Source organism: Nitrospirota bacterium, from assembly GCA_040754395.1.
Lineage (GTDB): Bacteria > Nitrospirota > Thermodesulfovibrionia > Thermodesulfovibrionales > SM23-35 > JBFMCL01.
The window spans coordinates 13,709-38,339 of sequence record JBFMCL010000028.1; the positions used below are offsets into that span (position 1 = coordinate 13,709).

Sequence of the window (24,631 nt, forward strand, 5' to 3'; positions counted from 1 at the left end):
CCGTTTTATATATGTTCTATCACGTTTTTGTCACGTTCGTATCCTGTAAGCATCGAAGAGGAAATTGACTGATACAGGAATACCTTTCTGACTGATCCTCGCGGCGATTATACTTACAACATCTTCTCCCTGATCTGTGCATGCTTCCGAAATCATCTGGCCGACTCTGAAGTTCGTCTCTGCGATCTCATAGCTTTTCTTTGAGCCGGATTTCAAAAGCTTTGCGATCTGCTCTAAAAGCTCATCGGTTTCAGGCATAAATGTTCCTTTCATGATTATTAGTGATTATTGGTTTAAATTACTGATACGTAGTAAACGATAATTATTTGGCGTCAGGATGTCAGAAAAAGACGAAGAGAAAGACGTAAGAACACCTGAATTATTTAGGGGAAAAAAGGGTATGAGGTTTTAATCTTTCGGGAAAGAACCTTTAACAATAAATCATTCGGCAAGCTTTAAGTCTTTAAAATATGTCCCATAGAATCCGCGGTCTCTGGTCAGTAAAAGTTTGGCATGAACAAGAGCATGGGCACCTATTATGAAATCACTGATAATATGCTGCCTGAATTTGACAGCGGATTTACATTCAGGACAGGTAACAGGGATAGCTTTGCCGCAATGGGAGCACTCTAAAGCAATCTTTTTGTTTCTGGCATACTCTTTCCATGCTTTTCCCGCACGGTATAATATTTCTTTGTTAGAGGGCATCAGCCTTATTCCCGTGTCTGAGAAAAAATCGTGCAATTCCTGCTCATCTGAAAATTGAGAGGCTAACTCGGCGTATACAAGCTCACATATGATAAGCTGACCCTTTGACAGGTATTCATTAAGTATTTCTTTCGAGGACGTCAAATGAGCCTCATCAGGTATCAGTATGTCAAGTAAGATATTGGTATCTATCGCTGTTATCATCTGCCCCTCAGTTCATCAGTTATTGCATCAGATTTTTTACCCTTAAGTGTTTTCAGTTTTCCAACCCATTTATCAAAAGGGGATTCTTGAACTGCTTTTTTAATATAAAAAATACCGTTTTTTTCAACAAAACTTATCCCCTCTCCCGGTTCAATTCCGAGCTTATCCCTCACTTGCTTGGGGATTGTTATCTGTCCTTTGGATGTAACCTTTGCCGCCAGCATAAACACCTCCTGTAAGGAATATAATCCTTACTTTCATTGTAAGGATTATAAATAAATTTGTCAATTATTCTCATTGACATATAAAAGATCCTATTTTTCTTTCTGCTTGATTTCAATATTTTATAGATTAATAGATTTTCAGTGGACGTGAGGATGATGTCATAGACTCCATAGGGTAATGAACGAGGCTGAAGCATATTGACGATATTGACAAGTATGTGCAACGATCATTTTCGCACGACCAGCCAATTCGGAGACTTCCATTAAATTGGGGACAACCCCCTTATTACCATTATACATTGATTAAAGATTTAACTTCCCTAACGAATTCTTTTCCCTTTTGAAGCCAGTCTTCCACTTGTTGTTTTTCAAAACGAACAAGTTCAATATAGTCACCTCTCTGGCGGGCTTCAAACAACTCATCGTAAAGTTGTCCATGCTCACGGCTCACTTGTCCTGGTTTAACAAGATATTGGTGAAAAGCGGACCTCACCCCGGAGTGCTTGCTGAATCTGAGCTTATGCTGGAGTAAGATAGCGCTGACTGCGTAGAAAAATGCATAATAAATCCGATTTACAGAAAATGAAAAACGGCCTGCCTTTAATTCATCCTCAGCAGCCCCGAGAGAATCTTCAGCCTTTTCCATCCAGTATTGAACCACTACCTTTAAATTCTTTTCCTCATTCATAGCGGAACTCCTTCCTCCTCAATAAAGCTATGGATTGGCAGGAGAGAAAATATATCGCTCTCCCATTCTTTTTCCGACATTATGAGAGCGCTTATGTTAGTTCCAAATGCAAGGTTAATGTCAAAAACCTTATGAATGATCTGTCGTCTTATATCTTTAGAAACATCACAGGGCAGTAAGACCAGAAGATCGAGATCGGATTCCTCGTCCGCAAGACCTTTTGCCTTAGAGCCAAAGAGCTTGAACTTCGCATTCGGCCAGGACACCCTCATATCCGACATGAGTTTAATCAAGGCGTCCTTTTCGGATTCTGAAAAAATTCCTTTTGCAGCCAGGGATTCCGCCGTTTTTCCCTCTATCGACATATCATACCTCCTTATAATTTCACTCTTTTCTTACCTCAACAAACTCCTACGCAATCTCAATCTCCTGTTTTTATCTGAGAAATATATCTGTTCTCTTTTCATAATCTCAAGCTTTATTTCAGACCAGAAACCGATTTTATCGAGTTTCATTGCTTCCCTTCTACAATCTTAATAGCCTGCCCTCTATATAATGTGCCTGTCTTCTTTTTGTTATTAATTCCCCTCTATCAAGAGGGGATTAAGGGGTGTGTCTTCTCCTCATAAAATGTCAATTTGCGGTGTCTGACCCCGCAGGTTTTTCGTCTCTTTACCCTTATGTATGCGCTCTTTTATCTCTTTGAAAAATGTCTTGTATTCGGCGGTTACTATAACTGACATTCATTTCCTCCCTTCAACTATTGCAATCTCACCAAGCTTTATTTCAGACCAAAAACCAATTTGATCGAGTTTCACATCTTCCCCTCTATCATTATTTCCCCCCTCAGAAAATTTATCCTTTCACTTTTACAGTTTCGCTCTCAGTCTCCACCGTCCACTGCGCGTCGGATAATTTCCCTGTTTTTTTGTCATCTTTCTCTTCTATGGGACTCCCTTATTTTTTAGCGTAAAGACAATGGCTGTTATCAATTTTAGCTTGGTCATTAAAAAAATCTGGCAGGTATTTTACAGCCCAATCCTCTTCCGCCATGTCAAACGGTTTTATGTAATACGTTTCATCAGGTTTTGTCACGAAACGGTTTTCTCCATGCTTCCAATGGATTGCGCCATATCTGACGAAGGGGTTAAACCTATCTGAAGAAAAATCAATCCGCGTTTCTCCTTTGAGTCCAATCTCAAACTCCTTTGCCTTTTCTATCAGTTGAAGAGCCTTCGGAGTCAAGACCGCTCCCAGCCATTCCTGCTCCTTCTCATAACGGGCAGCATCTACCAACGCGGAACTCACCATGACCTCCCCATCTTTATAGAAGTCCCCACCCCCGATTGCTCCTCTTAGAGGAAATCTATTTCTCATGGCGACTGCCATAACCATCGAGCAAGTTCCAAGAAAGACTTCCAAAGAGCCGGAGAATAGCGGGTGCCGATTGGTATCCACCACAATAATGACTGCGTCGGACAGAATCCAGTGGTCGAGTTTCACAGCAAGGATATCAGCTCCCGCATAACTCCCTGTGTTCATGAAAAACGTACTTATTTTGCGTATGGCTTCTTCGATAGGAGTTTTTTCGATAAAGGAAGAATAGCCTATGATGTCAAAGAAACCAACGAGTGTGTCATGGTAGTAGACAATCACATCGTTCTTTTTCAGATAATACGTGACGACCTCATGTGGATTACCATTGAACTTATAGAGGATGTCGTCAAGTTCTTCACGCGAGACCTGTAAAATATCTTGCCGATTCCTGATGGTCACATCCAATCGCTCGGCTGAGGAGTCAACTCTTGCACGCTCAACCTGCCTAAATTGCTTGAATACTTCTCCCCATACTTCGATTGAATATGTATATTCTGTACCCATCTCAATTAGATGCCTTCACATAAGCTCTCAGCATTGCAGCGAACGCTGTTTAAAAAATAGAATTTTAATCTTTGTTAGTCTCACCCTCCACAATCTCAATCTCCTCCGAGGTGAGGTCGTATAGCTCATAGACCATTTTATCAATCTGGTGTTCAAGGACGGGGGGCTTCTGTTGCTGTGTTGCTGTTAATTTCGATTAATTAGAACCGTCCCCGATTCCCTGCGATAAGTTAACTTAGTTAACAACATGTCCCCTATTTTGCTCTCTCGTCCCTTTTGGCACTCATTAATAATCTTAAGCTTGATTTCAGACCAGAAGCCGATTTGATCGAGTTTCATAAGCCGATATCCTGCAAAAATTCTGATAGACCAACTCTACTATAGGTTTTCCCTTCTCTTTTAACTGTCCCTATACTTGCAGTATGATGGCCTTTTGTTTGCCTGAATGGTAAATACCGGCTCCAACTTATAGCCAAAGTCTTTTTAGCCCTTGTAATGCCAACATAAAGCAAACGTCGTTGTTCTTGCTTGTGTTCATGGTCAGTTAAATGAACTGAACGATTCTTGCCTGGGATGTTGCCATCATTACACCCTAAAATAAAAACGTGATCAGCTTCTAATCCTTTAGAAGCCATTAGGGTCATTACTCTAATTGTGTTATCATCAAAATGCAGCGTTCTTGTGTAATCAGTAAACTTTGAGTAAAGACTTTTGATCGTATCATCGGCTTCCTTAAGAGAAAATAATATTTGCCTAATTTCTAAAAGTTCTTGAACAGAATCTGGGAATAAATCATCCAGCACCTTTTCGATAGAAACCTCATTTTTGTACGAATCAACGATTCCTTTAAGTCTGATCAGTTTCCCGCACACATGATGGACTCTTTTCTTCTTTTTATCAAAATCATTTGGATTAACAGATTGAACTGCATTTTTAAGTCCACCATATTTCTGTTTTATTTCCTTAATCTCATTTGCAAAATGATTGTCGTCTCCCACTCCTAAATAAGCTCTGATATGTAGCAAACCATCTGGATTAGCAATAATGCCTAAAAGCGATATACTTTCTGCTTCTCTATCTGTGAACGCGTCTTTAACTGCAAAGCGAAATACAAGATTCCCCTGCATATGATCGTTTTCTCTCTTAGCAGTGGCGAATTTCACAAAATCTATGCCTAATTTCTTCCGAGGGGCCAAAACAAGAATATCTTTCGGCGAGGCGCCGGAGTTCAATCTCGAATCAACTAATGTCAGTATTTCTTCGAACTCTTCATCTTGATATTGTTTCTGAAATAATTGGACTTCACCAGTCATAGCATTAGGAAGAGGCTTTAACCTTTTTTTTGTCGGATCAGATTGTATAAGTAGTTTATTTGCGAGATCGAGTATTTTTGTGGAGCATCTTCCAGAAAAAGGCAAGGCATGATTTTCTGTACTATCTTTGTCAGCAAATTTAGTGATCCCGACGGGATATGCGAACTTAAAACTGTAGATAGATTGATCTGGATCACCAACTACCACCAGAAGCTGTGATGATTTTGCCAGTATTTCGATGAACCTCTGCTCTAACTCATTCAGATCTTGATACTCATCGACAAAAATATATTGAGGTTCAGCAATAAATTCAGAATCTATTTTAGTAGCCAGATCAACAGCATGATAGGCTATTTCCTCCATCATGGCTGCTTCCTGCTCACTAAGCCAATTTAGGATTGCTGCTTTAAATTGTCTTTTTTCATCATCCTCATTAAATACATCATCGTGCGGTTTGATGGCCCAACCAGCACTGAATTCGTCAAGCATTATTCGCAGTTTCTTCTTGTCTTTTTGTGGGAATATCAATTTGAGATCAGAAATCATTATCTTTTTTTCGAAATCCAGGATTATTGAGTTAACTCGTTTTCTAATTTCATGATTGTCTTCAGTCAATAAAAAGGACAAACAGAAGGAATGTAACGTTGAAGCTCTTGGCACTTTTTCCAGACTCTTAACCTTATTCTGAAGATCAATCGCTGATAATCTCGAAAATGTCAGAAGGAGCACATTTTTTGGTGCTACGTTTGAATCTGTAATTATTTGTTTGGCTTTAGGAATTAAGATACCAGTTGTCTTGCCGCTTCCGGGACCGGCAATAACACAAATTCGTTTTGCGGTTGAATTTAGGATTTCATCAAATTTTCTGCTATTATTGATCTCTTCCATATTTTTAATTAATGCCCCTCTATAATCTCAATCTCCTCCGGCGTGAGGCCGTAGAGGTCATAGACCAGCCTGTTGATTTCCGCTTCGAGACAGGGAGCGTCAGGACTATCGCGATTCTCAAGAATTTTCTGGACGCATTCGATAATGAGGTTTTTTTGATTATCGGAGGCCAACGCTACCGGAAAGTGTTGCATAAAAATAGCACTCGGTTCAAAGAACCCCCCTCTTAAAAGTGGCAGGGTTGAAAAAAACCATCGGGTCGCGAGCTTTGAATTAAGAACAGCCAATAAGTAAAGATCATTAGTAGGGATAATGAAGCATTTCTGATTTGTCAAAATTCCGGTTGTGTCAAAAGCAAAAATGTTTGTCTTAGTAATATTGGGATAAATAATCTTCGTCTGCTGAAATTCTTTATAGTAGACGCATGACCTTAATTCCCACCAAAATTTTCCTTGGTCGTCTCGCTTAATAAGTTTGTCTTGCCACTGCGACAGGTGTTTATAGATGGCAGGATAAGCCTGGGCAAATATTTTCTTTGCCTTTCCTTCAGTTTTTTCATCTGACCATTGCCAATGATGATTGGCACTACTCGGGATATTTATGACATACAGTCCTGCCCATTCCGCCTTCCATTTTTTTATGTCCTTTCCACGCAGCCATGGCTTGATAAGTCCTTCACTCTTAGGGTCTTCTGAAATGAGCAGTTGCTTGGTTCTTTCGTCTATAACAAAAGCCTCATTAAGACCTGTCAATATGCCCCGATAAAACCGTCCCTGCACATATTTACCAAGAGGTGTTCCAACCTTGCGCAGCTTTTCCATCAACGCTAAAACCTCGGTTCTTTCAAGATTCCAGCCTTCTTCCTTCAACGCTGAAACAGGCATTGGGAATCCGATGATTGACAGGGTTTCTTCCAACCGTTCCAATTGAGCCGCATCGGTAAATGTTGCGGCAAGTAATTCCGTTTTTGTAGGGGCAACCCTGTGTGGTTGCCCTTCTTTTGGTGGTTGTTGATTAATCAAATCAGGGCGGCCACATAGGGCCGCCCCTACAAAAGGCATTTTCTCAACCAATATTATTGACGGATACGTCGTTGCGTCGAATATCGGGAGGTCGCAAAAATCTATGATTACCTTCGGCTTGACTTCAGTCGCAAGCAGCTTTCGGGTATTCTTGCCGTAGCCGGCCCGCATAAATTTGTTCGGCGCTATGAAGCAGAGATGACCACATGATTTAAGCAGATCGATTCCTTTCTTATAGAAATAAGTATAAATGTCTGCCGTTCCGCAATAGAAATCGCCGAATTCCTTCTTTAGCTCCGGTTTCAACTCCTTGATGGTTTCGTGGCGTACGTATGGAGGATTCGCGAGAACAATGTCGAATCCTTCATTTTGATGAAAAACTTCGCTGAAATACACCTTAAAGTCAAAATGCTTGTCATTATTCGTGATCTCGCTTATGAGGTTGTCGATGTCTTCTTTAAACTGGATTTTCTTTCTTGGATTTGTTTCTTCAAAATATTTCCCTTTAAGTCTTTCGAGTTCCTTAAGTTCTGCATGGTGGAAAAGAATGTTTACAGTCGAAAGGGAATCTCCGCAGACGATTTTATAATCAAGGTTCGGCAAAGGCTTTATGGTCTTGAAGTCATCTTCATCAACAACAAGAGAGAGCCAAAGCCGGAGTTTCGCTATATCTACGGCACCCGGGTCAATGTCAACGCCGTAGATCGACTCCTGGATAGCATGGCGCTTAAAATTATACGGAGTCCTACTTCTACTTTCTCCAATGTATGTCGTTAATGTTTCTCTTGCCCGAACAATCTCATGCATTATGCCGACGGGAAATGCCCCTGACCCGATGGCCGGGTCACAAATTTTTATGGCTGCCAGCTTGTCATCAAAGAGTTCCGCATTGTTTCGGATGCTCTCAGGCATTTTGTAGGCATATGATTTTGTTCCTTGCTCTTTCGCAAGATCGTTGTTTATTGCAAAATCGCCTCTTCTGATAAAGGCTTCAATGTCTTCACGAGGTATCAACTTATTAGATTCTGCTTCGCTTGTTCTGTGCGTCATGCCGGCTTGTCCGGCATCCTTCTGTAACCCCTCCCGTCCTCCCCTTAAGTTAAGGGGAGGTGAAGGTGGGGTTATGGACGAAGAAGAGACATCTGCCGTGTCGTCGATATTGTCATTTATTGACGTGTCGAGATAATTGATGAGGCTTTCCTGGCACATGTAGTGGACAATCTCACGGGGTGTGTAATAGGTCCCTTTTGATTTTCGGTCTTTGACCTCAAGCAGGTTCTCGAAAACCTTTCCGAGCATTTCAGGGTCAACGGCCACTTCTCTTTCAAGCGGTTCGTCTTCCCGGACGGTAAAATTGTAAAGGTCAAAGGTATCGAGGATCTCTCTGACGGTCTCGTTCTTAAGAAGAATATCTGTCTCTTCCCAGTTGTAACCATTAATCGGCTCAAACAAGCCGCCGTTCAGAAAAGGGATCTTGCAGTTGAACCGGCTGTAAAACGATACTTCTCCTCTGTCTATTGCAAGGGCTTCATAGAACAGAGGTTCGAGAATATCATCGAAGAAATTATCGTAGCTTACGATCTCTTTCTCAAAAAGCCTCCGCATGAAGTTTCTCGGTCCGGTACCCCATGTCCTGTCTTTACCGACACCCAGCCAGCCCTTTTTCTGAATGAAATAAAGGAAAACAATCTGGCCGAGGAGCTTTTTGGCAAAATTGGCAGTGTCAATATACTTGCTCTCGAATTCTGTCTTTATTTTTTGGTCAATGGCAACTACATTATCCAGCTCGTCTTTCACTTTCAGGAAAAGGTCTTTATACCTGTTAAAAAATTCTTTGGTTATAGACTCGATGTTAAAGGCATGTTCGATATCTGCAAGTGTCGGATTATTCCTGTCATCTTCCAGAATGGGGACAAGTTGCTGCTGGGCGGTGTGGTTCGGCTCGTTACTGCCGACCAGAAAAGAGTATCTTCTCGCAGGGGTTAAATCTTCCTTAACCTTGACCTTGCCGCTCTCTGTCTGTATTGTCCTGTAATCCATGCGGACGAATGAAAAACGCCAGTCTTCCAGCCCGTCAGTACAGAAAGCGACTATTGCCGCGTCCTTCTCCCCGCGATTCTTCAGATAGTGGGCCACAAAGTTTCTCTGCATGGTTCGGGCACGCTCAAGCGATGATTCTTTCTTTAAATAGACGACTAAAACGTCGAGTTCGGTCTCTCCGGGATCAGTATATTTACCGATTCTCTTATACTGTCTTATATGGTCTTTGAAAGCATCGGGAATATACTGTCCGTAATATGCAAAGGCTTTTGACTCATCCAGCTCATTAAAAAGGTTCTTTGTGAAAAGCCTGAACCTGTCCTCATCAAAAGAATTATTGAATGTCTCCTGTATTAATCTGACCGCTTCATGTCTGTTCATCTCATGACCCGGTAGTCTTCAAATACTCGGACAATATCACTTCTCTTCTGTCATGCCCGATTTGCTGGGCGGGCGGTGACACAGACAAAATGGTCGTGGGGAGATTCTTTTTCAATATGGCAAGCACTTTGAGAGGGACAATTTCTTTTTCGAGTTCATTTTTGAGACGTTTGCTGGTATTTTTAGGGATTATTCCATTTTCAAAGGCTTTCAAAACTGACCTCAGAAAATCTTCATCTTCTTCAGTAAAACCAGAAAACTTCTGCAAATCTTTCACTTTAAGTCGCTTTATGATATAACTTTCGTTTGAACTACTCGCTGGATGACCCTTTTCAGCAGTCTCATCGGACGTTGCCTGATCAAATGCAGCCTTGTTAAGGTCAAGGAATGAATAAAAGGTTTTAGGAATAGTAGTTTTTGAAGTTGCAGGGTCACACTTGAAAAGATCAACCGCCTCAAAAAAGGTTAATTCGCGTGCAGCAGAAGAATCTGCAAGGAAGAACTTTTTCAGTTTCCCCTTCCTGAAAAAAGTAACCAGATTATCTTCTTTCTTTCTCTCAATCTCCCGGCATGTTCGGGCCTTCTTCGGAAGACGTTTAATTCTTTCGAACAGGGAAGTGTTCTTATCACGGATATTACGGAGCAGATGAAGGTACTCGAGCTCGGATCGCTCCTCCTCATCTTCACCCTGGAACGTTTTCTTGTCACTCAAACGCCTGTAGATGAAGTCGCCAAACAGCTCATGGGTGGAGATTTCTTCCTCTTCGGTAAGATACTTTGCATCTTCCCCGAGAGTGTCGTGGAATGCCTGTATCTTAGCTTTTATGTTTGCTTCCAGCCCAAGGTGCATGTCTGACTGTGCAGTCGGGAAAAAGTTAAAGATATTTATCACCTTGTGCTTTGTACCGACACGGTTTACCCTGCCTACCCGCTGCAATATACGAGTGGGATTCCACGGGAGATCGTAGTTAATCACCGTATTTGATCGGTGCAGATTAATTCCTTCAGCAAGGATATCTGTCGTAATCAGTATATTGATATCATCTTTCTGCGGTTTGTTCTTGGGGGCGAAGTTTTCTTTAATCAGGTCACGGGCAATCGGTATACTCTTTTCGTCATCTCCATAAAGCCCGCCCACACTGGAGTAGAAAAGAACTCTTAAAGGCAGATGTTTATTTAATTTTTTAAAAAGGTATTCACCAGTCTCTTTTGACTCCGTGAATACAACAAGCTTGTTCTCTTTTATAATGAGATTCTCTTTCAGTTCGTTGATGAATTTTTCGAGCTTCGGATCTGAGTCTATATCGCTCCACAGTTTTTGAATGTTTTCAAGTAAAGTGAGGTCTCTCTGGAGATTGCGAAGGAATTCTACGGTGAACTCCGGGGATTCGTATTTCTGCACCCTGTCCAGATCCACAAGCTTCAACAGTTCTTCTTCATTATCCGAGTCAAGGAAATCATAAACATTCACCTTCTTGCTGATGTAAACGGTTCCCTGCTGATACATATCGATAAATTTCCGGTAAGAATCGACAAAGCGTACCAATGTTTTCTTAAAGGCATGGAAACTACTCTCCAATCGTTTTACGAGGATGCCCTTCATGAATCCTCCGATATTCCGTTGGGACTGGAGTTCAAACTCAGAAACCGGCGTCTTCAAATAGAGCAACGGTGTATATCTGGAGTAAGAAAAATCCTTCAAAAGGGTTATAGTCCTGCTGAAAACATTGCCGGTCTTCTCGTCAAAGGTATAAATAATGCGTTTTGGATCATCCAGTTCAGGGAAAGAGACACCCTGTTTCTCCATATCTTCACTGAAGTATTTCATGACTTCAGTGCGTGTCCTGCGGACCATAACGAATTTAAGAATTTTGTCTCTCACTTCCTTTGAGACAAGCTTTATTGTTTCGATATATTCGGGCTGATTCTTCTGATATCTGTTTATTCTCTTCTTTAATGACCCAAAGAATTTCTCCAGGTTCTGGACGCCCGGGATAGTGCTTTTCTTAGGCACCTGAAACAGCTTCAGCTGGCTGTAAATGTCGTCAATAGTATTATTTAATGGTGTTGCCGAAACGAGGATGACCTTCTTGCCAAAACAAATCTGATGGAGTTTCTCGTATCCAAGGGTCACCTCATTTCTGAACCGATGAGCTTCATCGATAAATATATAATCAAAGCGTTCTGCTCCGCTCTTTATGATTTGGTCGAGCTTGCCCAGAGATTCAACCTTGTAGCCTCTTATCCCGAATTCAAAAAAAGTATCATGCCAATAATCCTCAAGAACCGGAGGACATATGACGAGGATTTTTCCGGGAAGCTGCTGAGCGAGAAGTGCGGAAATATACGTCTTGCCCAAGCCGACGACATCGGAGAGAAATACTCCGTTATAGGCATCCAGTATCTTTTTTGCTGAAACTACAGCCTGCTTCTGGTATTTCATATCGAGAAAACCTTCGGGAAGATAGCTTTCAAAATCCTCATCTATATTGATATCTTCCTTGAGATATTCATAAAGGAACTTCAGATAAAGTTCATAGGGGGTGATATAATCATTCAGCCAGGTTCTTGCATTTATCGTCTCCACATATTCCCTGGAGATATCAACAGCATCTTTCCACAAAGCTTCAAACTTGTCGAGGGCATACTTAACGTCAGCGCTATTTTTTAGCTCAACATTAAATTCGAGGTTTTCAATCAGACCGGATTCTGAAAAATTACTGGAACCGGTAATCACTCTTCCATAGTCACGGTCCTCTTCAGAGAACCTGCTTATATAGACCTTTGCATGGATTTTTGAGCTTGGATAGGCTTTGATTTCGAGTTTTTCCGACTGCAAAAATTCGATGAACTTTCTTACACCTATCTCAGTATCATACGTATCCTCAGAATGTTCCATTTCAGTGGCAAGATCTTCGGAGAATACTTCCTTTGTCCGTTTGTGAGATTCGAAATCAAGTTTCCCTTTAGATTTTGAGGACTCAATGATTTCAAAAGCGGTTTTATCAATATTGATACCGACAAGGATTCTTATCTTTTCTATCGTTTCAAAGGATTTGTAGAGGTGGAAAAAACCGCTTGTCCGGAAATATCCGACAAGAACATCAAAAAACTGGACATCCTTCAGGGTTTTCCTGAATCTGTCAAGGATAGTAGCGCCCGGTTCGTTAGTAAAGAAGGTCAAATCATCATGCAAGGTAACATTCTCCCTTTATGAAAAATGAGACTGTTTCGGACCAGCCAAGCACTATGGTACCTATTCGATACATGCAAGATACCTCTTCTTCTCCACCCTCCCAACTATGATAGACCCATTATCAAAATAATCCTACCATATGGGCTTGATCCTCTGTTCGAATATTGCCTGTGCCGCTTCCTCGCCTCTTCCTTTATAACTCTTCAGATCAAGATAAAGTTGAATATCTGAGACAACACTAACGCCTTGTATGTTTTGAAGTCTATAGAAGATGCCTTGGTCATACGGCTGAAGCAGGGTTATGTTGGTACCGGTTTGCACTTTCTTTAGTTGCAAGGTTTTTTCGATATCCTCGATATTTCCGTCAATATAGCAAAACAATCTCATAAACCTTACAAAAGGCGCAACCTTTTTTGCGCCGGAAAACAGAGCAAGGCCGTAGCGATACTTCCTTTGTTCACATTCTTTTTTAATCGCAGCCTCAAGCTGATTTTCGGAAAGCCTGGAATAATAAGAAAAACTCTGGTTCTTCTGATAGGAATAATTGCTAACCCATTGGCTTAGCATTTCTTCTGGCTTCACAAGGTAGAAGCTTTTATTTTCTTCTTTGATCCATTCTTCAGCCAGAAGAGCTTGCTTTACCCGCGAGGTCAACCCTATGCTGATGCCAGCTTCCTGAGACAAGCCCTCGACGAACCATCTCTTTGAGGGATCTGCCAGGAGCACCCTTAAAATTCTGCTTGATTTTGGTGAGAATACGGACTTCGAAATGCGCATCACAGGAAAGGGATTCGATCTGCCGCTTCTATCAACAAAGATGTTCTTAAACGACAAGAAAGCATTCCCTGCGAGATCAATACATCCTATCCCTGACTCTTTGCATATCTGTCTGCTTATGTCGCTGAGATAGGGAGCAATCAGTATTCCATATGAATCCTTAAAACTTTGGAGATCACTTTTAAGCTGAGCAATTGCTATCCTCACAAAACGAGGCTCGCCTTGCGATTTCATTGCTATAATAAATTTTGCCGGCTTACCTGAAATAAGCGCGTCCAGCATGAAATCGATTTCTCTATTATCTACTCTGACATTAACTTTTGTTTTCTTTAACTTAATGAAAGGAATTTCGTAAAGAATAGCCTCTATGCTTTCTTGAGCTTTGTTGAGTAGATCCTTATCCGAGAATTGTTTCACTGATAGTATTTGTTTCACCATATGGTGAAACTATAATATATAGTGAAACATAAGTCAAGTAGTCTTACTCAGGAAAACCTTTTTCTAATAATATCTACATACACTATCGAGGTAAGTGCTTGATTTACTGAGATAACTCAGCAGCTTCCTGATGTAAAAATTATGACATTTTTATGACACTGAATGTTATACTATCCCGTAAGTCCTTGATTTGCGGGCGTAACTCAGTGGTAGAGTGTCAGCTTCCCAAGCTGAAGGTCGCGGGTTCGAATCCCGTCGCCCGCTCCATCCTCACAGCAGATACAGAATTCATATACCGGGAATTATTGTGTGTTGCCCAATGCCTTCCTGACATGATATACCCTCTGAATAACAGTAATATGCGTAAGAATCATCATAATCCAGAGCACAGGAACGATCCACCCGGTAAACGCAGCAAATGCAAGGAGAATTATCCTTTCAGTTCTTTCCATAATGCCGGTATTGCATGATTCTCCGAGTCCCTCAGCCCTTGCTCGGGCATAGCTGATAAGAAATGCACCTACCAACGTTCCCAGGCTGAGAAAAGAGCCTGTATGACTGTCGTTTGCTGCGAGATACCATGCAAAAGAAAGAAAAAGAAAGGCGTCCGAATACCTGTCAAACACGGAATCAAGAAATGCCCCGAATTTTGTTTCCGTACCGCGGGTTCTTGCGGCAATCCCATCAAGCATGTCGAAAAAACCGCCGCACAGAATGAGAAGTCCGCCCAGTGTTAAGTTCTTCGGAATGACAAAAGCAGCCGCAATCGTTACAAGAAATCCGATTACTGTAAGACTATTCGGGCTGAGGGGAATCTTCTGTACTAGATGTCCGAGGGGTTTGTCAAGGAAATGACCAAGTTTTGCACTAAGCATTTACCTCTCTATTTTTCCCATGATGAATGCTTCAACCATGTCTCTTGCCTTTTCATCCGGAAACTGTTCCATGGGATGCTTCATGAAATATGCTGACGGAGATGTCAAAACTCCCCCTATCCTTCTGTCTCGTGCAATCTTGCAGCAGCGTATCGCATCAATTACAACGCCGGCGCTATTGGGAGAATCTTCCACAGAGAGCCTCATTTCCAGATGAATCGGCACGTTTCCGAATATCCTGCCTTCCATTCTGAGAAAACAGATTTTATTGTCCATGAGCCAGGGAATATAGTCAGAAGGACCGATATGGATGTTTTCATTGTGAAGAGGAGTATGCAGCTGAGATTGTACAGCCTCTGTCTTGGATATCTTTTTTGATGTCAGTCTGGTACGGTTAAGCATGTTCAGGAAATCCGTGTTCCCGCCTACATTCAATTGGTATGTATTGTCTACTTTCACACCCCTGTCTTCAAAAAGCTTTGCGAGGGTCCTGTGAATTATTGTTGCACCAATCTGGCTTTTGATATCGTCCCCTATGAGAGGAATGTTTCTCTTTTCAAACCGTTTTGCCCATTCTTTACTGGACGCAATGAAGACAGGAACACAGTTTATGAGGCTCGTGCCTGTTTTCAGGCATGTTTCTGCATAAAAAGCTGTAGCCTTTTCAGAACCAACCGGAAGATAGCTCAGCAGGATATCCGCCTTGCTCTGAACGAGAACCTTTGCAACATCACAAGGTTTCTTTGTTGACGGGATAAACCGCCGGGATTCCGGATAATCCTTCATATGTTTCGAGACACCGTCCTGTATATTTCCCATCATAACGGTTACCGGTATATCGGGAAGATTCCTGTCTATCATCTTTGTGCAGTTCGGCTGTGCGAAGACTGCTTCATTCAGAGGCTTGCCAACCTTCCTTTTATCGATATCGAATGCGGCTACGAATTCGATATCATCAGGACGGTAACCTCCAAGGTTGTAGTGCATGAGGCCGAGGCTGCTTTCAGGGTGGCCTTCACCAAGGGTTTTATAGTATTCAACTCCCTGAATTAAGGAGCTTGCACAGTTTCCTATTCCGGCCACGGCGACTCTTATCTTACTCATTAGGAATTCACCTTTTCTGGATTCTTTTGTAGAGAAGCATAATAAGGTCTTCAAGCCTTATGTTGAATTCTGTTAAAAGGGTTTCCATCGATTCTTCACAAGAGGAAACAAATCTTTTCCATATCCTCTGGACAGTATCCTTGTCAAGATCGGATGCGTTTGCAACTTCCCTGTAACTCATGCCTTCAAGGAGATGAAAAATAACCTCCTTTATTTTTGATTCATTTGTATGGAGTCCGAAGAACAGGGTATTTCGTCTTTCAGAGAAAGTAAAATTGCAGGTTTTGCATTTAAGAAGCCTTCTTCTATCCTTTCCATACTTGTGATTCAGGACAATATTTCCAAGCCCTCTTTTCCCGTGGTCACCACAGGTTTCGTTGGGGCAGAAAAAATCATTCACCTCAGCAATATTTTGCATGCAGATTTATATATCAAATCTTCTCAGAATGTCAAGAAAAAATCAATGAAATGGGGACAAACTTAAGGATGCATGATAACGTATCAGCCGGCTTTTATGCCCAATTTTTTGTACAGCATAGGGAAGTCAACATTCTGGGCAACAAGGTTCATGCCCCTGTCGACCTTGCCTTTTTCCCTTAACCGTAAACGAACAGACATTTTTTCAAGTTTTTTGGCGATGCTGAAGGTATCTTCCCGCACTACAAGGAGGGGAATGTCTTTCTGTTCGGCACGGGAAAGAATAATCTCCCCGGGGTATAGTTCTCCGGTAAGAATCAGACATACAGATCCCGACTCAATTGCCGAAAGCTGGATATCTGCCCGGTCTCCTCCCACAATGACAGCATTGTTTCTGGTTTTCTTGAAATACTCACTTGCCTTGTCAACCTGCATTGCACCGATCAGGAAATGCTCCACAAGATTGCCGAGCTTATCATGGCAGCATAAAACCTTTCCCCCGAGCATTTCATTTAATTCTTCAACAGTGATCGACCCCACTATAGAATCATGGGGCAGTATTCCAAGAATATCCACGCCCTTTCTTTTGAGAAAGGGGATTGCGTATTCATCAGCGCTTTGCTTGAGTTCTGCGGTCACTTTATTCAGAATAACGCCGAGAAACCTGTCTTTGAGATCCTTCTTTGCCTGAAGGACATAATCGACAATATATTCACCTTCATATTTCACGACGATAACAGCCTTCGCATCAAGCCTCTTAATGACATTTATGCCCTGGAGCCCGAGATAACTCCCGGTATATATGCTTCCATATCCCCCGATCAGCATGAGGTCTTTATTTTTGCAGACCTGATGAAACGATTTGACTATTTTTGGCAAAAGCCCTTTCATATCCTTAAGATAGCTTTTGACCGCCAGCTCCTGCGTCAACACCACAGGACATATTTCGGATATTGGGTCTTTCAGATCAAGCGCCCTGTAAATGCGCCATGCATCGTTGTCGGTAAGCGTGTTATCAACTTTAATGGGAAGAATGCCAACAGGTTTTATATACCCTACCTTCAGGCCGTCTTTCCTGAATTTATTTCCCAGTCCCATGGTTATCAGGGTTTTGCCTGTGTATCCTGATGTAGAGCCAACATATAAAGAAACCATTTCAATCACCTCCTATGGTAAATCGAGCATCTACGGCTACTGCACCTTTTCCCCTTTCCTTAACAAGAAGGGGATTGATATCGGCTTCGATAATCTGCGGAAAATCAGTCGCCATCTGCGACAGGAGCAACAAAGATTTTTCAATGGCCCCGATGTCCGCTTCTGCTTCTCCTCTGACACCTCTCAACAGGGGAAATGTTTTCGTTTCCCTGATCATTTCATGTGCATCTTCCTGGCTTAAAGGGACAATCCTGAACGAAATATCCTTCAGTACTTCAACATAAATACCGCCGAGACCGAACATTATCATATGACCAAATTGCGGATCTTTCGTTATCCCCATGATAACTTCTTTCCCTTTCGGTATCATCTCCTGAATGATAACCCCGTAAATGTGGGCATTCGGCATGAGGTTCCTGACCCTTGTGGTAATATCAAAAAAGGCATTTTCGACATCTTTCCTGCTGTTCAGATTGATCCTCACGCCACCAATATCACTTTTATGGCTGATTTGGGGAGAAAGTATTTTCATGACAACCGGATACCCTATCCCCTTAGCAGCTGCGACAGCATCCTCAGGTGTCCTGGCAACAAGACCCCTTGGCTGTGAGAAACCATATGCCCTGAGAATATCATGTACTTCCATATCGTACAGACGGTCCCGGTTTTCATTTTTTGCAGTTTCGAATACGTTTACCGCTTTTTCTTTCAATCCTTCGTATGGGTGAAATGTCTTATCCGGTCTGTTGATCCACAGGTGGTACCGGTACATCACGTTCATCGCTGAAACCATATCCTCCGGAAAACTGTAGTTCGGGACGCCGAATTTCAGAAGAGTTTTGGCAGCAGCATCAATGCTCTTCTTCCCCATGAATGAAGTAAGAATGGGCCGGTCTATCAGGCGGGATATATTGACGACTGCAAGGGCTGTGGCCTCGACATCGACAACTGCGGTCGGTGACAGGAGCACCATTATGCCGTGCATCCTTTCATCCTTAAGTACCGTATTAAGGGCCTTTTCGTACCTGTCGGCCCCTGAGTCGCCCAGGATGTCAACCGGGTTATAAAATGATGCCACCGGTGGAAGAAACGATCTAAGCTCATCCACAATATTCTTGTATAGCGGTATCAGTTGCAGGTCTGATTTGTCGCAGGCATCTGCAGCAAGAATTCCGGGACCTCCGGAATTCGTAATAATCGCTACATGCGGTCCCTTTGGCAACGGCTGATTGGCAAATGCAAGTGCATAATTGAAAAGTTCATTGACATTATGTGCCCTGATAATGCCGCTCTGCCTGAAGGCAGCATCAAATGCAGCTTCTCGGCCTGCAAGTGCTCCGGTATGGGAAGATGCCGCCTTTGCTCCTGCGCCGGTTGTGCCGGATTTCAGTATGATAAGCGGTTTTTTCTTTGAAACCTCGGCAGCAACCTCCATGAATTTCCTGCCGTCGCTTACTCCCTCAATATACCCCAGAATTACTTTTGTATTGTCATCCTCAGCAAGTGCCAACATGATATCCGTGTCAGATATATCTGCTTTGTTCCCCATACTGATGAATTTGGAGAAGCCGATTTCATCAGGAAGTGCACGGTCAAGAACCGCAAGGCAGAGCGCACCAGACTGGGAAAAAAACCCAATGCTTCCCTTCGCAGGCATGCCGGCTGCAAAAGAAGCATTCACCTTGGAGTGAGTGTCGATCATCCCGAGGCAATTTGGACCGATAAAGCGTACACCTGACTCTGCCGATTTGCGGATCAGCTCACTCTCAAGCCTTGCTCCCTCAATGCCGCTCTCTTTAAAACCGGCAGTAATGATGATAGCAGAATCGATTTTCTTTGCACCGCATTGTTCGATCACATCTATCACATTTTTTGAAGGCACCACAATAACTGCCAGATCAATGCTTTCAGGAACATCCTGAAGAGAAGGATACGCCCTTCTTCCCAGAATCTCTTCTGCACCCGGATTGATGGGATATACACTTCCGTCGTATCCATACTGAATGATATTTTTCAGAATATCATAGCCTACCTTACCCGGGGTTCTTGAGGCACCGATAACAGCTATTGATTTTGGTTTAAAAAAATTATTGAGCATAGGAAAATATTATCGGAACTATATATCATTTTCAAGTTGTTTTTGTCCGATACTATTGTACGGTTATGGATTGCGCAGTTACCCTCCGGATCGCTTGGGATTGTAGCCCATTCGCTGCAGCATCGAAAAGATACTATCCCGGTGGTCACCCTGAATTTCAAGGATATCGCCTTTCATCACGCCGCCAGTCCCGAGTTTTGTCTTCAACTGCCTCATCAGAGATGTCATGTCTTCCAGGGTTACCTGAAGACCTTCTATCAGCGTAACCGACTTTCCTCCCCGGCCCTTCCGTTCGAGCCGGATAATGACCTTCTGCCGCGAGGGAAGAACGGTCGGGAGAGAAGCTTGTGTGAAATCATCCTCTCGGCGTGAAATCACGTTGCCGGTGCTGTAGACGAGTCTTGATTTTTCGTGCGACATGATGCATTGTAGCACATAAACAGCTCTGCCTGCATTTCTTTCTTGTAATCCTTTTCTGACATATGAGAGTATATCTCCGTGATCGCAATCTCTCTTCAATCCGGCAGCAACGGTAATTGTATTTATGTCGAGGCGAACGGAGTCCGGCTTCTTTTTGATGCAGGAATCTGTGGCATTAGGGCAGAGAGAAGAATGGACGTCCATGGCCGTGACATCCGCGCTGTCGATGCACTGATAATATCCCATGATCATACTGACCACATCCGTTATGCAGGGGTATATCAGCGAAAATATGGCATTCCGATTTTCATAACGCCGAAGACACTCGAAAAAGCGGGAACGGGAGACAGTCTCGGAAAGATAAAGAATATCAACTACTTTCGTTCAGGTGAAAAACTGTTTTTCGGCAGTGTAACTGTCCAGACAATTCCTACACCTCACGATGGCGCTGATGGGTCTGCCTTCGTAATATCCTCCGAAGGCAGAAGGCTCGGCATCCTGACAGATCTTGGACACGTATTCAGGGATCTTCCCGAAGTGATTTCCTCTCTTGACGCGGTGTTTCTTGAGAGCAATTACGATCCTGCGATGCTGGAGAACGGGACATATCCTTATTTTCTCAAAGAGCGCATCAAAGGACCGAAAGGGCATCTTTCCAACAGGGAAGCTGCGGAACTGCTCCAGTCCGGAGAAAAGCTTCAATGGGTTTGTCTGTCACATCTTTCCGAGAATAACAACGATCTACGCATTGCATTAAAAACACATGCACAGATTGTGGGGCGCAGAATCACTTTCTATACTGCCAGCCGCTTTACGTCTTCCGGAATACTCAAGGTGTAACAGGCACATCCGAAACTCTGGTGAATGCATCATTGCATGGCACTTATCCTGTAATGCATGATATCTTGGAGTGCATGCCCAATGTAGCGGAACCCGGCACTTTTTCATTCAGATTTCTCCGATTCTTTATCTCCAAGGAAGTTCACAAGAAAATTTGCATCTTTTGGTGTCAGGTCAAACTTCAGGCATGCCTCGCCGATCAGTTTTGACAGGCTTGCATCAGGTTTTTCGAGACGTTCATCAGATATCCACTTCACCGCCCTTCTCAATTGTTCTCCCTCAGGCAGAATGCTCATTATCACTACCTCCTGTATTTTTATTTCATCGGCTGCTTTCCGGTAATTGTCAGCGTTTGTGCATATTCCTCTGTTTTCAATGGTTTCGCAAGAATATATTTTATATGCATATTCATGATATCCGAAAGTTCAGCAAGGAGCATCTCCGTGGGTTTTATGCGTCCCACCTTTGCGGTGTCCCATGTGAGGAGATCCTTGTAAAAACGCAGCACAGCGGGAGATATCCTTAACGGCGGAGCCATTCCCCGAGAACAGATTTCGCACAGGATCGAACCATGCGAAATATAGAAACTGTAGCCGGTCTTCCCGCACCGTCCGCAGGAATCGAGCCCGGGTGAAAACCCTGTGAAATGGAGCAGCTTTATTTTATAGTGACATGTCAGCAAATGTGTATCAAAACCCTTTTCGACAGCCTGCAGGGTATGCAGCAGCAGGGTATATGCCTTTTTGTTCGCGTCTCTTTCGGGAACAAAACTGATGGTCAGTTCTATTATCCCGGAAACCTTCAGAAAGCAGTCCAGGTTCTCCCTGATTGATTGAAAGGGATGAATGATATCTGACTGAGTCAGTTTCGGGAGAGCGGTATCTTCCCTGCCCCAGAAGGCTATTTTTGCATAGGTCAGAGGTTCAAGGCTGCTCCCGAAACAGCTTTTGAATTTGCGGGGGCTTTTTGCAAAAAGCTTCAGAATTCCCAAGTCGGGAGTCATAAACGTGACAATGAGATCTGCTTCGCCGAATGGAAAGGTTCTCAGGACAATACCTTCGGACCTCTTGATCATTACATGATATTCCCGAAGTCTTCGGGTTTGAGATTTTTGAGCCACTCCTCGAGTTCGTCGGAGCTTTTTTGGGTCATGACATTTTCTTCCACAAAAATAGGTGCGTTGACCCTTAAGGCTACTGCTACGGCATCGCTCGGCCTGGAGTCTATAAGAGTCTCCTTTTTCCCGTCGTTCAGGCAGAGCAGCGCGTAATAGGTGTTGTCCTGTATTTCTGTAACGATTATCTTTGTTATTTTGATCTTCAGGCCGTCGGTAATGTTCTTGATGAGGTCATGTGTCAGAGGCCTCGGTGTATCGACTTTTCCGAGTGCAAGCGCTATTGAATCAGCTTCCGGCTTGCCGATCCAAATCGGGAGTGTACCGTTGCCGTTAATCTCCTTCAGGAGAAGGATATACATGTTGCTGCGGGGATCAAACAGCATTCCTTCAACCCTCATCTGGACCAACATTTTCTAGTACCCCAGTTCCTTCAGAAGATGGTTATTATTTCTCCAGTTTTTCCTGACCTTAACCCATAGCTCGAGGAAGACCCGAGTGTTCAGAAGCCTTTCTATATCTGACCTTGCCAGAATGCCGACAGACTTGAGTTTCTCGCCTCGCCTACCTATTATTATAGCTTTTTGTCCTTCTCTTTCAACATATATATTGCAGCTGATTGAGATGAGTCCGTCATCCCTTTCCTGCCACTTGAGCACTTCGACCGCTGTAGAATACGGAAGCTCTTCTTCCGTTGCATACATGATCTTTTCCCTGATTATCTCTGATACCATAAACCGTTCGGCTTGTTCGGTAATAATATCGTCAGGATAGTATTTGGGACCGGCAGGAAGACAATCGTACAGTAATTTCATCAGAATGCTTATCCCATCCCGCTTGGTTGCCGAAACGGGTATGATTTCTTTGAACTGACTGTATTTCCTGAAGTATTCAATGACCGGAAGAATCTCCTGCTTCCTTACACTGTCTATCTTGTTTATCAGGAGCATGACAGGATGCTGAACCTTGCTGAGCAGATCAAACACCGCCGAATCAGCCCTTTCCGGCATCCGCGGTTCAACCATGTATAAAATGACATCCACTTCGAGAAGGGCTTCCCTTGCTGTTCTCACCATCGCTTCTCCAAGCCTGTTCCTTGGAATGTGAATGCCCGGGGTATCGATGAAGATTATCTGTGCATCGGGAAGATTTTTTATTCCAACGATTCTGTTTCTTGTAGTTTGGGGTTTCGGGCTCACGATAGCGACTTTTTCTCCAAGGATAGCGTTCAGAAGTGTGGATTTGCCGACATTTGGTCGTCCGATTATCAAAACATACCCGGAGCGGAAAACACTCTTTGTATCGTTCTCTGTCATATCTGCCTTTCTCCCTGTTCCCGACGGCTCTGCGCTCTTTTTTCAAAGCAAGGACACATGATGCGTGTGAAAAGACATGAGGGAATATCCGGTAAAAAACCCGTGCTCAGCTACTGCTGTAATTTGCTCAATGCCTCTTTAATCCTTTCGACTCCTTTTGTTATTTCTTCAAGAGTTGTTGCATATGATAACCTGATGCACTTATCATTACCGAATGCTGCTCCGTGTACGAGCGCAACCTTTGCCTGCTCAAGAAGGTACAAAGCCATATCTTCGGAGGACGATATCTTCAGGGATCCTGCAGACCTGCCGTATACCCGTGAAGCATTCGGGAACACATAAAAAGCCCCTTTTGGTGTCAGACAGCTGATTTCCGGGATTGCATTAAGTTGACTTACAAGAAACTTTCTTCTCCTGTCAAACTCCTTGACCATGGTTGTGATGAAATCCTGTGGACCGGTAAGCGCTTCGACTGCTGCCTTTTGCGCCACCGAAGTCGGGTTGGATGTCGACTGGCTCTGGATGCTTGTCATTGCCTTGACTATTTCTTTCGGACCTCCTGCAAACCCTATTCTCCATCCTGTCATGGCATAGGACTTTGAGAGGCCGTTCACCACGATAGTCTTTGCCTTAATCGCAGCGTCAAGTGATGCAATGCTAACATGCTGAAAACCTTCGTACGTCATTTTTTCGTAAATCTCGTCAGATACTGCAATCAGGTTATTTTTTAGGACAACTTCGGCGATACCTTCAAGGCTTTTTCTGTCATATGTCATCCCTGTGGGGTTTGATGGAGAGTTCAAAATTAGTGCTCTTGTTCTTTTTGTGACAGCATCCTGAAGAGCGTCCGGTTTGACCATGAAACTGTCAGTTTCATAGGTCTTCACAAAAACCGGCACACCGTCATTCAGAAGTACCTGATCGGGGTATGATACCCAGTAGGGAGCAGGGACAAGAACCTCATCTCCCGGGCTCAAGATCGCCTGGAAAATATTGTAAAGGCTGTGTTTCGCCCCGCATGAAACAATAATCTCGTCACGGTTGTACGAAAGGTTATTATCAATCCTGAACTTCTCGATAACCGCGTCCTTCAGGGGATCAATTCCCCCTACAGGGGTATATTTGGTAAACCCGTCCCGTATGGCTTTGATTGCGGCTTCCTTGATGTTATCAGGAGTATCGAAGTCAGGTTCACCTACCCCGAAATTCACAATATCTATTCCTGATGCCTTCATCGCTTTTGCTTTCGCATCCATTGCGAGTGTTGGTGATGGTTTGATCTTTCCCGACCGTTCAGAAAGCATGAGGTAAATCCTCCTTAGTATTTAGGGTGCAAATTTTTTGAATTTTACCACAACGCCTATAAAGAAAACTATTTTGCACTTCAATGATTTCGTGTATACTTTCATTAGTGTCCGGTAAATATTTATAAATATCGGTCTGTTCTTTATACTTGTTGGAAAATAGTGGTGACCAAACCCTATACCAGCAAGGAGGAACAGACCATGAACAGAGTATACACGATATTCTCG

At 43.1% G+C, this 24,631-nt stretch carries 23 protein-coding genes and 1 tRNA gene; 2 read left to right on the top strand and 22 right to left on the bottom strand.

The window, feature by feature from the left end:
* Positions 1–30: 30 nt before the first annotated feature.
* The 10 genes from AB1552_12460 to AB1552_12505 form a co-directional block, all read right to left on the bottom strand.
* On the bottom strand, positions 31–258 hold the full coding sequence (locus tag AB1552_12460; GenBank protein ID MEW6054580.1) for a hypothetical protein: 228 nt from the start codon (positions 256–258) through the stop codon (positions 31–33).
* A gap of 183 nt (positions 259–441) precedes the next feature.
* Positions 442–912, bottom strand: coding sequence for a type II toxin-antitoxin system VapC family toxin (locus AB1552_12465; protein ID MEW6054581.1), 471 nt, complete (start codon positions 910–912; stop codon positions 442–444).
* Positions 909–1,136: an AbrB/MazE/SpoVT family DNA-binding domain-containing protein gene (locus tag AB1552_12470; protein MEW6054582.1), complete on the bottom strand. Its 228-nt coding sequence runs from the start codon at positions 1,134–1,136 to the stop codon at positions 909–911. Before AB1552_12470 ends, AB1552_12465 begins: the two co-directional genes overlap by 4 nt.
* A gap of 292 nt (positions 1,137–1,428) precedes the next feature.
* Positions 1,429–1,824 carry a HEPN domain-containing protein gene (locus AB1552_12475; protein MEW6054583.1) on the bottom strand — a complete coding sequence of 132 codons (396 nt, stop codon included), beginning with the start codon at positions 1,822–1,824 and terminating at the stop codon, positions 1,429–1,431.
* Entirely contained in the window at positions 1,821–2,189 is a 369-nt protein-coding gene (locus tag AB1552_12480; protein ID MEW6054584.1) for a nucleotidyltransferase domain-containing protein, read from the bottom strand. The genes AB1552_12475 and AB1552_12480 overlap by 4 nt, the downstream gene beginning before the upstream one ends.
* A 592-nt stretch (positions 2,190–2,781) precedes the next feature.
* Positions 2,782–3,705, bottom strand: a complete 924-nt coding sequence (locus AB1552_12485; GenBank protein MEW6054585.1) for a hypothetical protein — start codon at positions 3,703–3,705, stop codon at positions 2,782–2,784.
* 335 nt (positions 3,706–4,040) lie between these two features.
* The gene (locus AB1552_12490) at positions 4,041–5,906 is read right to left on the bottom strand and encodes an ATP-dependent helicase (GenBank protein MEW6054586.1); all 1,866 of its coding nucleotides are present in this window, start codon (positions 5,904–5,906) and stop codon (positions 4,041–4,043) included.
* 8 nt (positions 5,907–5,914) lie between these two features.
* Positions 5,915–9,349: a TaqI-like C-terminal specificity domain-containing protein gene (locus AB1552_12495; GenBank protein ID MEW6054587.1), complete on the bottom strand. Its 3,435-nt coding sequence runs from the start codon at positions 9,347–9,349 to the stop codon at positions 5,915–5,917.
* A 1-nt stretch (position 9,350) separates the two neighbouring features.
* Positions 9,351–12,545 carry a helicase-related protein gene (locus AB1552_12500; protein MEW6054588.1) on the bottom strand — a complete coding sequence of 1,065 codons (3,195 nt, stop codon included), beginning with the start codon at positions 12,543–12,545 and terminating at the stop codon, positions 9,351–9,353.
* 132 nt (positions 12,546–12,677) lie between these two features.
* A complete protein-coding gene (locus AB1552_12505; GenBank protein ID MEW6054589.1) occupies positions 12,678–13,739 on the bottom strand; it encodes a type IV toxin-antitoxin system AbiEi family antitoxin in 1,062 nt (353 codons plus the stop codon).
* A 213-nt stretch (positions 13,740–13,952) separates the two neighbouring features.
* Between AB1552_12505 and AB1552_12510 the strand changes: the two genes are divergently transcribed.
* A tRNA-Gly gene (locus AB1552_12510) sits at positions 13,953–14,027 on the top strand.
* 35 nt (positions 14,028–14,062) lie between these two features.
* Here AB1552_12510 and AB1552_12515 read toward each other — a convergent pair.
* From AB1552_12515 to AB1552_12540, 6 genes are all read right to left on the bottom strand, one after another.
* Positions 14,063–14,635 (bottom strand): CDP-alcohol phosphatidyltransferase family protein, encoded by a 573-nt coding sequence (locus tag AB1552_12515; GenBank protein MEW6054590.1) that lies wholly within the window; start codon positions 14,633–14,635, stop codon positions 14,063–14,065.
* A complete protein-coding gene (locus AB1552_12520) occupies positions 14,636–15,739 on the bottom strand; it encodes an inositol-3-phosphate synthase (GenBank protein MEW6054591.1) in 1,104 nt (367 codons plus the stop codon).
* A 7-nt stretch (positions 15,740–15,746) separates the two neighbouring features.
* Positions 15,747–16,157, bottom strand: a complete 411-nt coding sequence (locus tag AB1552_12525) for a hypothetical protein (protein MEW6054592.1) — start codon at positions 16,155–16,157, stop codon at positions 15,747–15,749.
* 83 nt (positions 16,158–16,240) lie between these two features.
* Positions 16,241–17,311 carry a phosphotransacetylase family protein gene (locus tag AB1552_12530; protein MEW6054593.1) on the bottom strand — a complete coding sequence of 357 codons (1,071 nt, stop codon included), beginning with the start codon at positions 17,309–17,311 and terminating at the stop codon, positions 16,241–16,243.
* Position 17,312: 1 nt separating this feature from the next.
* Positions 17,313–19,409 carry an acetate--CoA ligase alpha subunit gene (acs, locus tag AB1552_12535; GenBank protein ID MEW6054594.1) on the bottom strand — a complete coding sequence of 699 codons (2,097 nt, stop codon included), beginning with the start codon at positions 19,407–19,409 and terminating at the stop codon, positions 17,313–17,315.
* Positions 19,410–19,487: 78 nt separating this feature from the next.
* A complete protein-coding gene (locus AB1552_12540; GenBank protein ID MEW6054595.1) occupies positions 19,488–19,829 on the bottom strand; it encodes a translation initiation factor in 342 nt (113 codons plus the stop codon).
* Between the two features lie 78 nt (positions 19,830–19,907).
* Here AB1552_12540 and AB1552_12545 point away from each other — a divergent pair, with 78 nt between their 5' ends.
* Positions 19,908–20,669: an MBL fold metallo-hydrolase gene (locus tag AB1552_12545; GenBank protein ID MEW6054596.1), complete on the top strand. Its 762-nt coding sequence runs from the start codon at positions 19,908–19,910 to the stop codon at positions 20,667–20,669.
* Positions 20,670–20,773: 104 nt separating this feature from the next.
* Here AB1552_12545 and AB1552_12550 read toward each other — a convergent pair whose 3' ends face one another.
* From AB1552_12550 to AB1552_12575, 6 genes are all read right to left on the bottom strand, one after another.
* Positions 20,774–20,965, bottom strand: a complete 192-nt coding sequence (locus AB1552_12550; protein MEW6054597.1) for a hypothetical protein — start codon at positions 20,963–20,965, stop codon at positions 20,774–20,776.
* A gap of 20 nt (positions 20,966–20,985) precedes the next feature.
* On the bottom strand, positions 20,986–21,744 hold the full coding sequence (gene recO / locus AB1552_12555) for a DNA repair protein RecO (GenBank protein ID MEW6054598.1): 759 nt from the start codon (positions 21,742–21,744) through the stop codon (positions 20,986–20,988).
* Positions 21,744–22,196, bottom strand: a complete 453-nt coding sequence (locus AB1552_12560; GenBank protein ID MEW6054599.1) for a bifunctional nuclease family protein — start codon at positions 22,194–22,196, stop codon at positions 21,744–21,746. The genes recO and AB1552_12560 overlap by 1 nt, the downstream gene beginning before the upstream one ends.
* A 3-nt stretch (positions 22,197–22,199) precedes the next feature.
* Positions 22,200–23,099 (bottom strand): GTPase Era, encoded by a 900-nt coding sequence (era, locus tag AB1552_12565; GenBank protein MEW6054600.1) that lies wholly within the window; start codon positions 23,097–23,099, stop codon positions 22,200–22,202.
* A 110-nt stretch (positions 23,100–23,209) separates the two neighbouring features.
* Positions 23,210–24,403, bottom strand: coding sequence for a pyridoxal phosphate-dependent aminotransferase (locus tag AB1552_12570; protein ID MEW6054601.1), 1,194 nt, complete (start codon positions 24,401–24,403; stop codon positions 23,210–23,212).
* Between the two features lie 21 nt (positions 24,404–24,424).
* Positions 24,425–24,631, bottom strand: a 207-nt coding sequence (locus AB1552_12575; GenBank protein ID MEW6054602.1) for a hypothetical protein, incomplete at its 5' end; no start/stop codon positions are given.

Excerpts from the sequence above, each read along its gene's own strand:
- AB1552_12460 (MEW6054580.1), bottom strand. The coding sequence starts at position 258 with ATGCCTGAAACCGATGAGCTTTTAGAGCAGATCGCAAAGCTTTTGAAA.
- AB1552_12465 (MEW6054581.1), bottom strand. The coding sequence starts at position 912 with ATGATAACAGCGATAGATACCAATATCTTACTTGACATACTGATACCT.
- AB1552_12470 (MEW6054582.1), bottom strand. The coding sequence starts at position 1,136 with ATGCTGGCGGCAAAGGTTACATCCAAAGGACAGATAACAATCCCCAAG.
- AB1552_12475 (MEW6054583.1), bottom strand. The coding sequence starts at position 1,824 with ATGAATGAGGAAAAGAATTTAAAGGTAGTGGTTCAATACTGGATGGAA.
- AB1552_12480 (MEW6054584.1), bottom strand. The coding sequence starts at position 2,189 with ATGTCGATAGAGGGAAAAACGGCGGAATCCCTGGCTGCAAAAGGAATT.
- AB1552_12485 (MEW6054585.1), bottom strand. The coding sequence starts at position 3,705 with ATGGGTACAGAATATACATATTCAATCGAAGTATGGGGAGAAGTATTC.
- AB1552_12490 (MEW6054586.1), bottom strand. The coding sequence starts at position 5,906 with ATGGAAGAGATCAATAATAGCAGAAAATTTGATGAAATCCTAAATTCA.
- AB1552_12495 (MEW6054587.1), bottom strand. The coding sequence starts at position 9,349 with ATGAACAGACATGAAGCGGTCAGATTAATACAGGAGACATTCAATAAT.
- AB1552_12515 (MEW6054590.1), bottom strand. The coding sequence starts at position 14,635 with ATGCTTAGTGCAAAACTTGGTCATTTCCTTGACAAACCCCTCGGACAT.
- AB1552_12520 (MEW6054591.1), bottom strand. The coding sequence starts at position 15,739 with ATGAGTAAGATAAGAGTCGCCGTGGCCGGAATAGGAAACTGTGCAAGC.
- AB1552_12525 (MEW6054592.1), bottom strand. The coding sequence starts at position 16,157 with ATGCAAAATATTGCTGAGGTGAATGATTTTTTCTGCCCCAACGAAACC.
- AB1552_12530 (MEW6054593.1), bottom strand. The coding sequence starts at position 17,311 with ATGGTTTCTTTATATGTTGGCTCTACATCAGGATACACAGGCAAAACC.
- acs (MEW6054594.1), bottom strand. The coding sequence starts at position 19,409 with ATGCTCAATAATTTTTTTAAACCAAAATCAATAGCTGTTATCGGTGCC.
- AB1552_12540 (MEW6054595.1), bottom strand. The coding sequence starts at position 19,829 with ATGTCGCACGAAAAATCAAGACTCGTCTACAGCACCGGCAACGTGATT.
- AB1552_12550 (MEW6054597.1), bottom strand. The coding sequence starts at position 20,965 with ATGAGCATTCTGCCTGAGGGAGAACAATTGAGAAGGGCGGTGAAGTGG.
- recO (MEW6054598.1), bottom strand. The coding sequence starts at position 21,744 with ATGATCAAGAGGTCCGAAGGTATTGTCCTGAGAACCTTTCCATTCGGC.
- AB1552_12560 (MEW6054599.1), bottom strand. The coding sequence starts at position 22,196 with ATGTTGGTCCAGATGAGGGTTGAAGGAATGCTGTTTGATCCCCGCAGC.
- era (MEW6054600.1), bottom strand. The coding sequence starts at position 23,099 with ATGACAGAGAACGATACAAAGAGTGTTTTCCGCTCCGGGTATGTTTTG.
- AB1552_12570 (MEW6054601.1), bottom strand. The coding sequence starts at position 24,403 with ATGCTTTCTGAACGGTCGGGAAAGATCAAACCATCACCAACACTCGCA.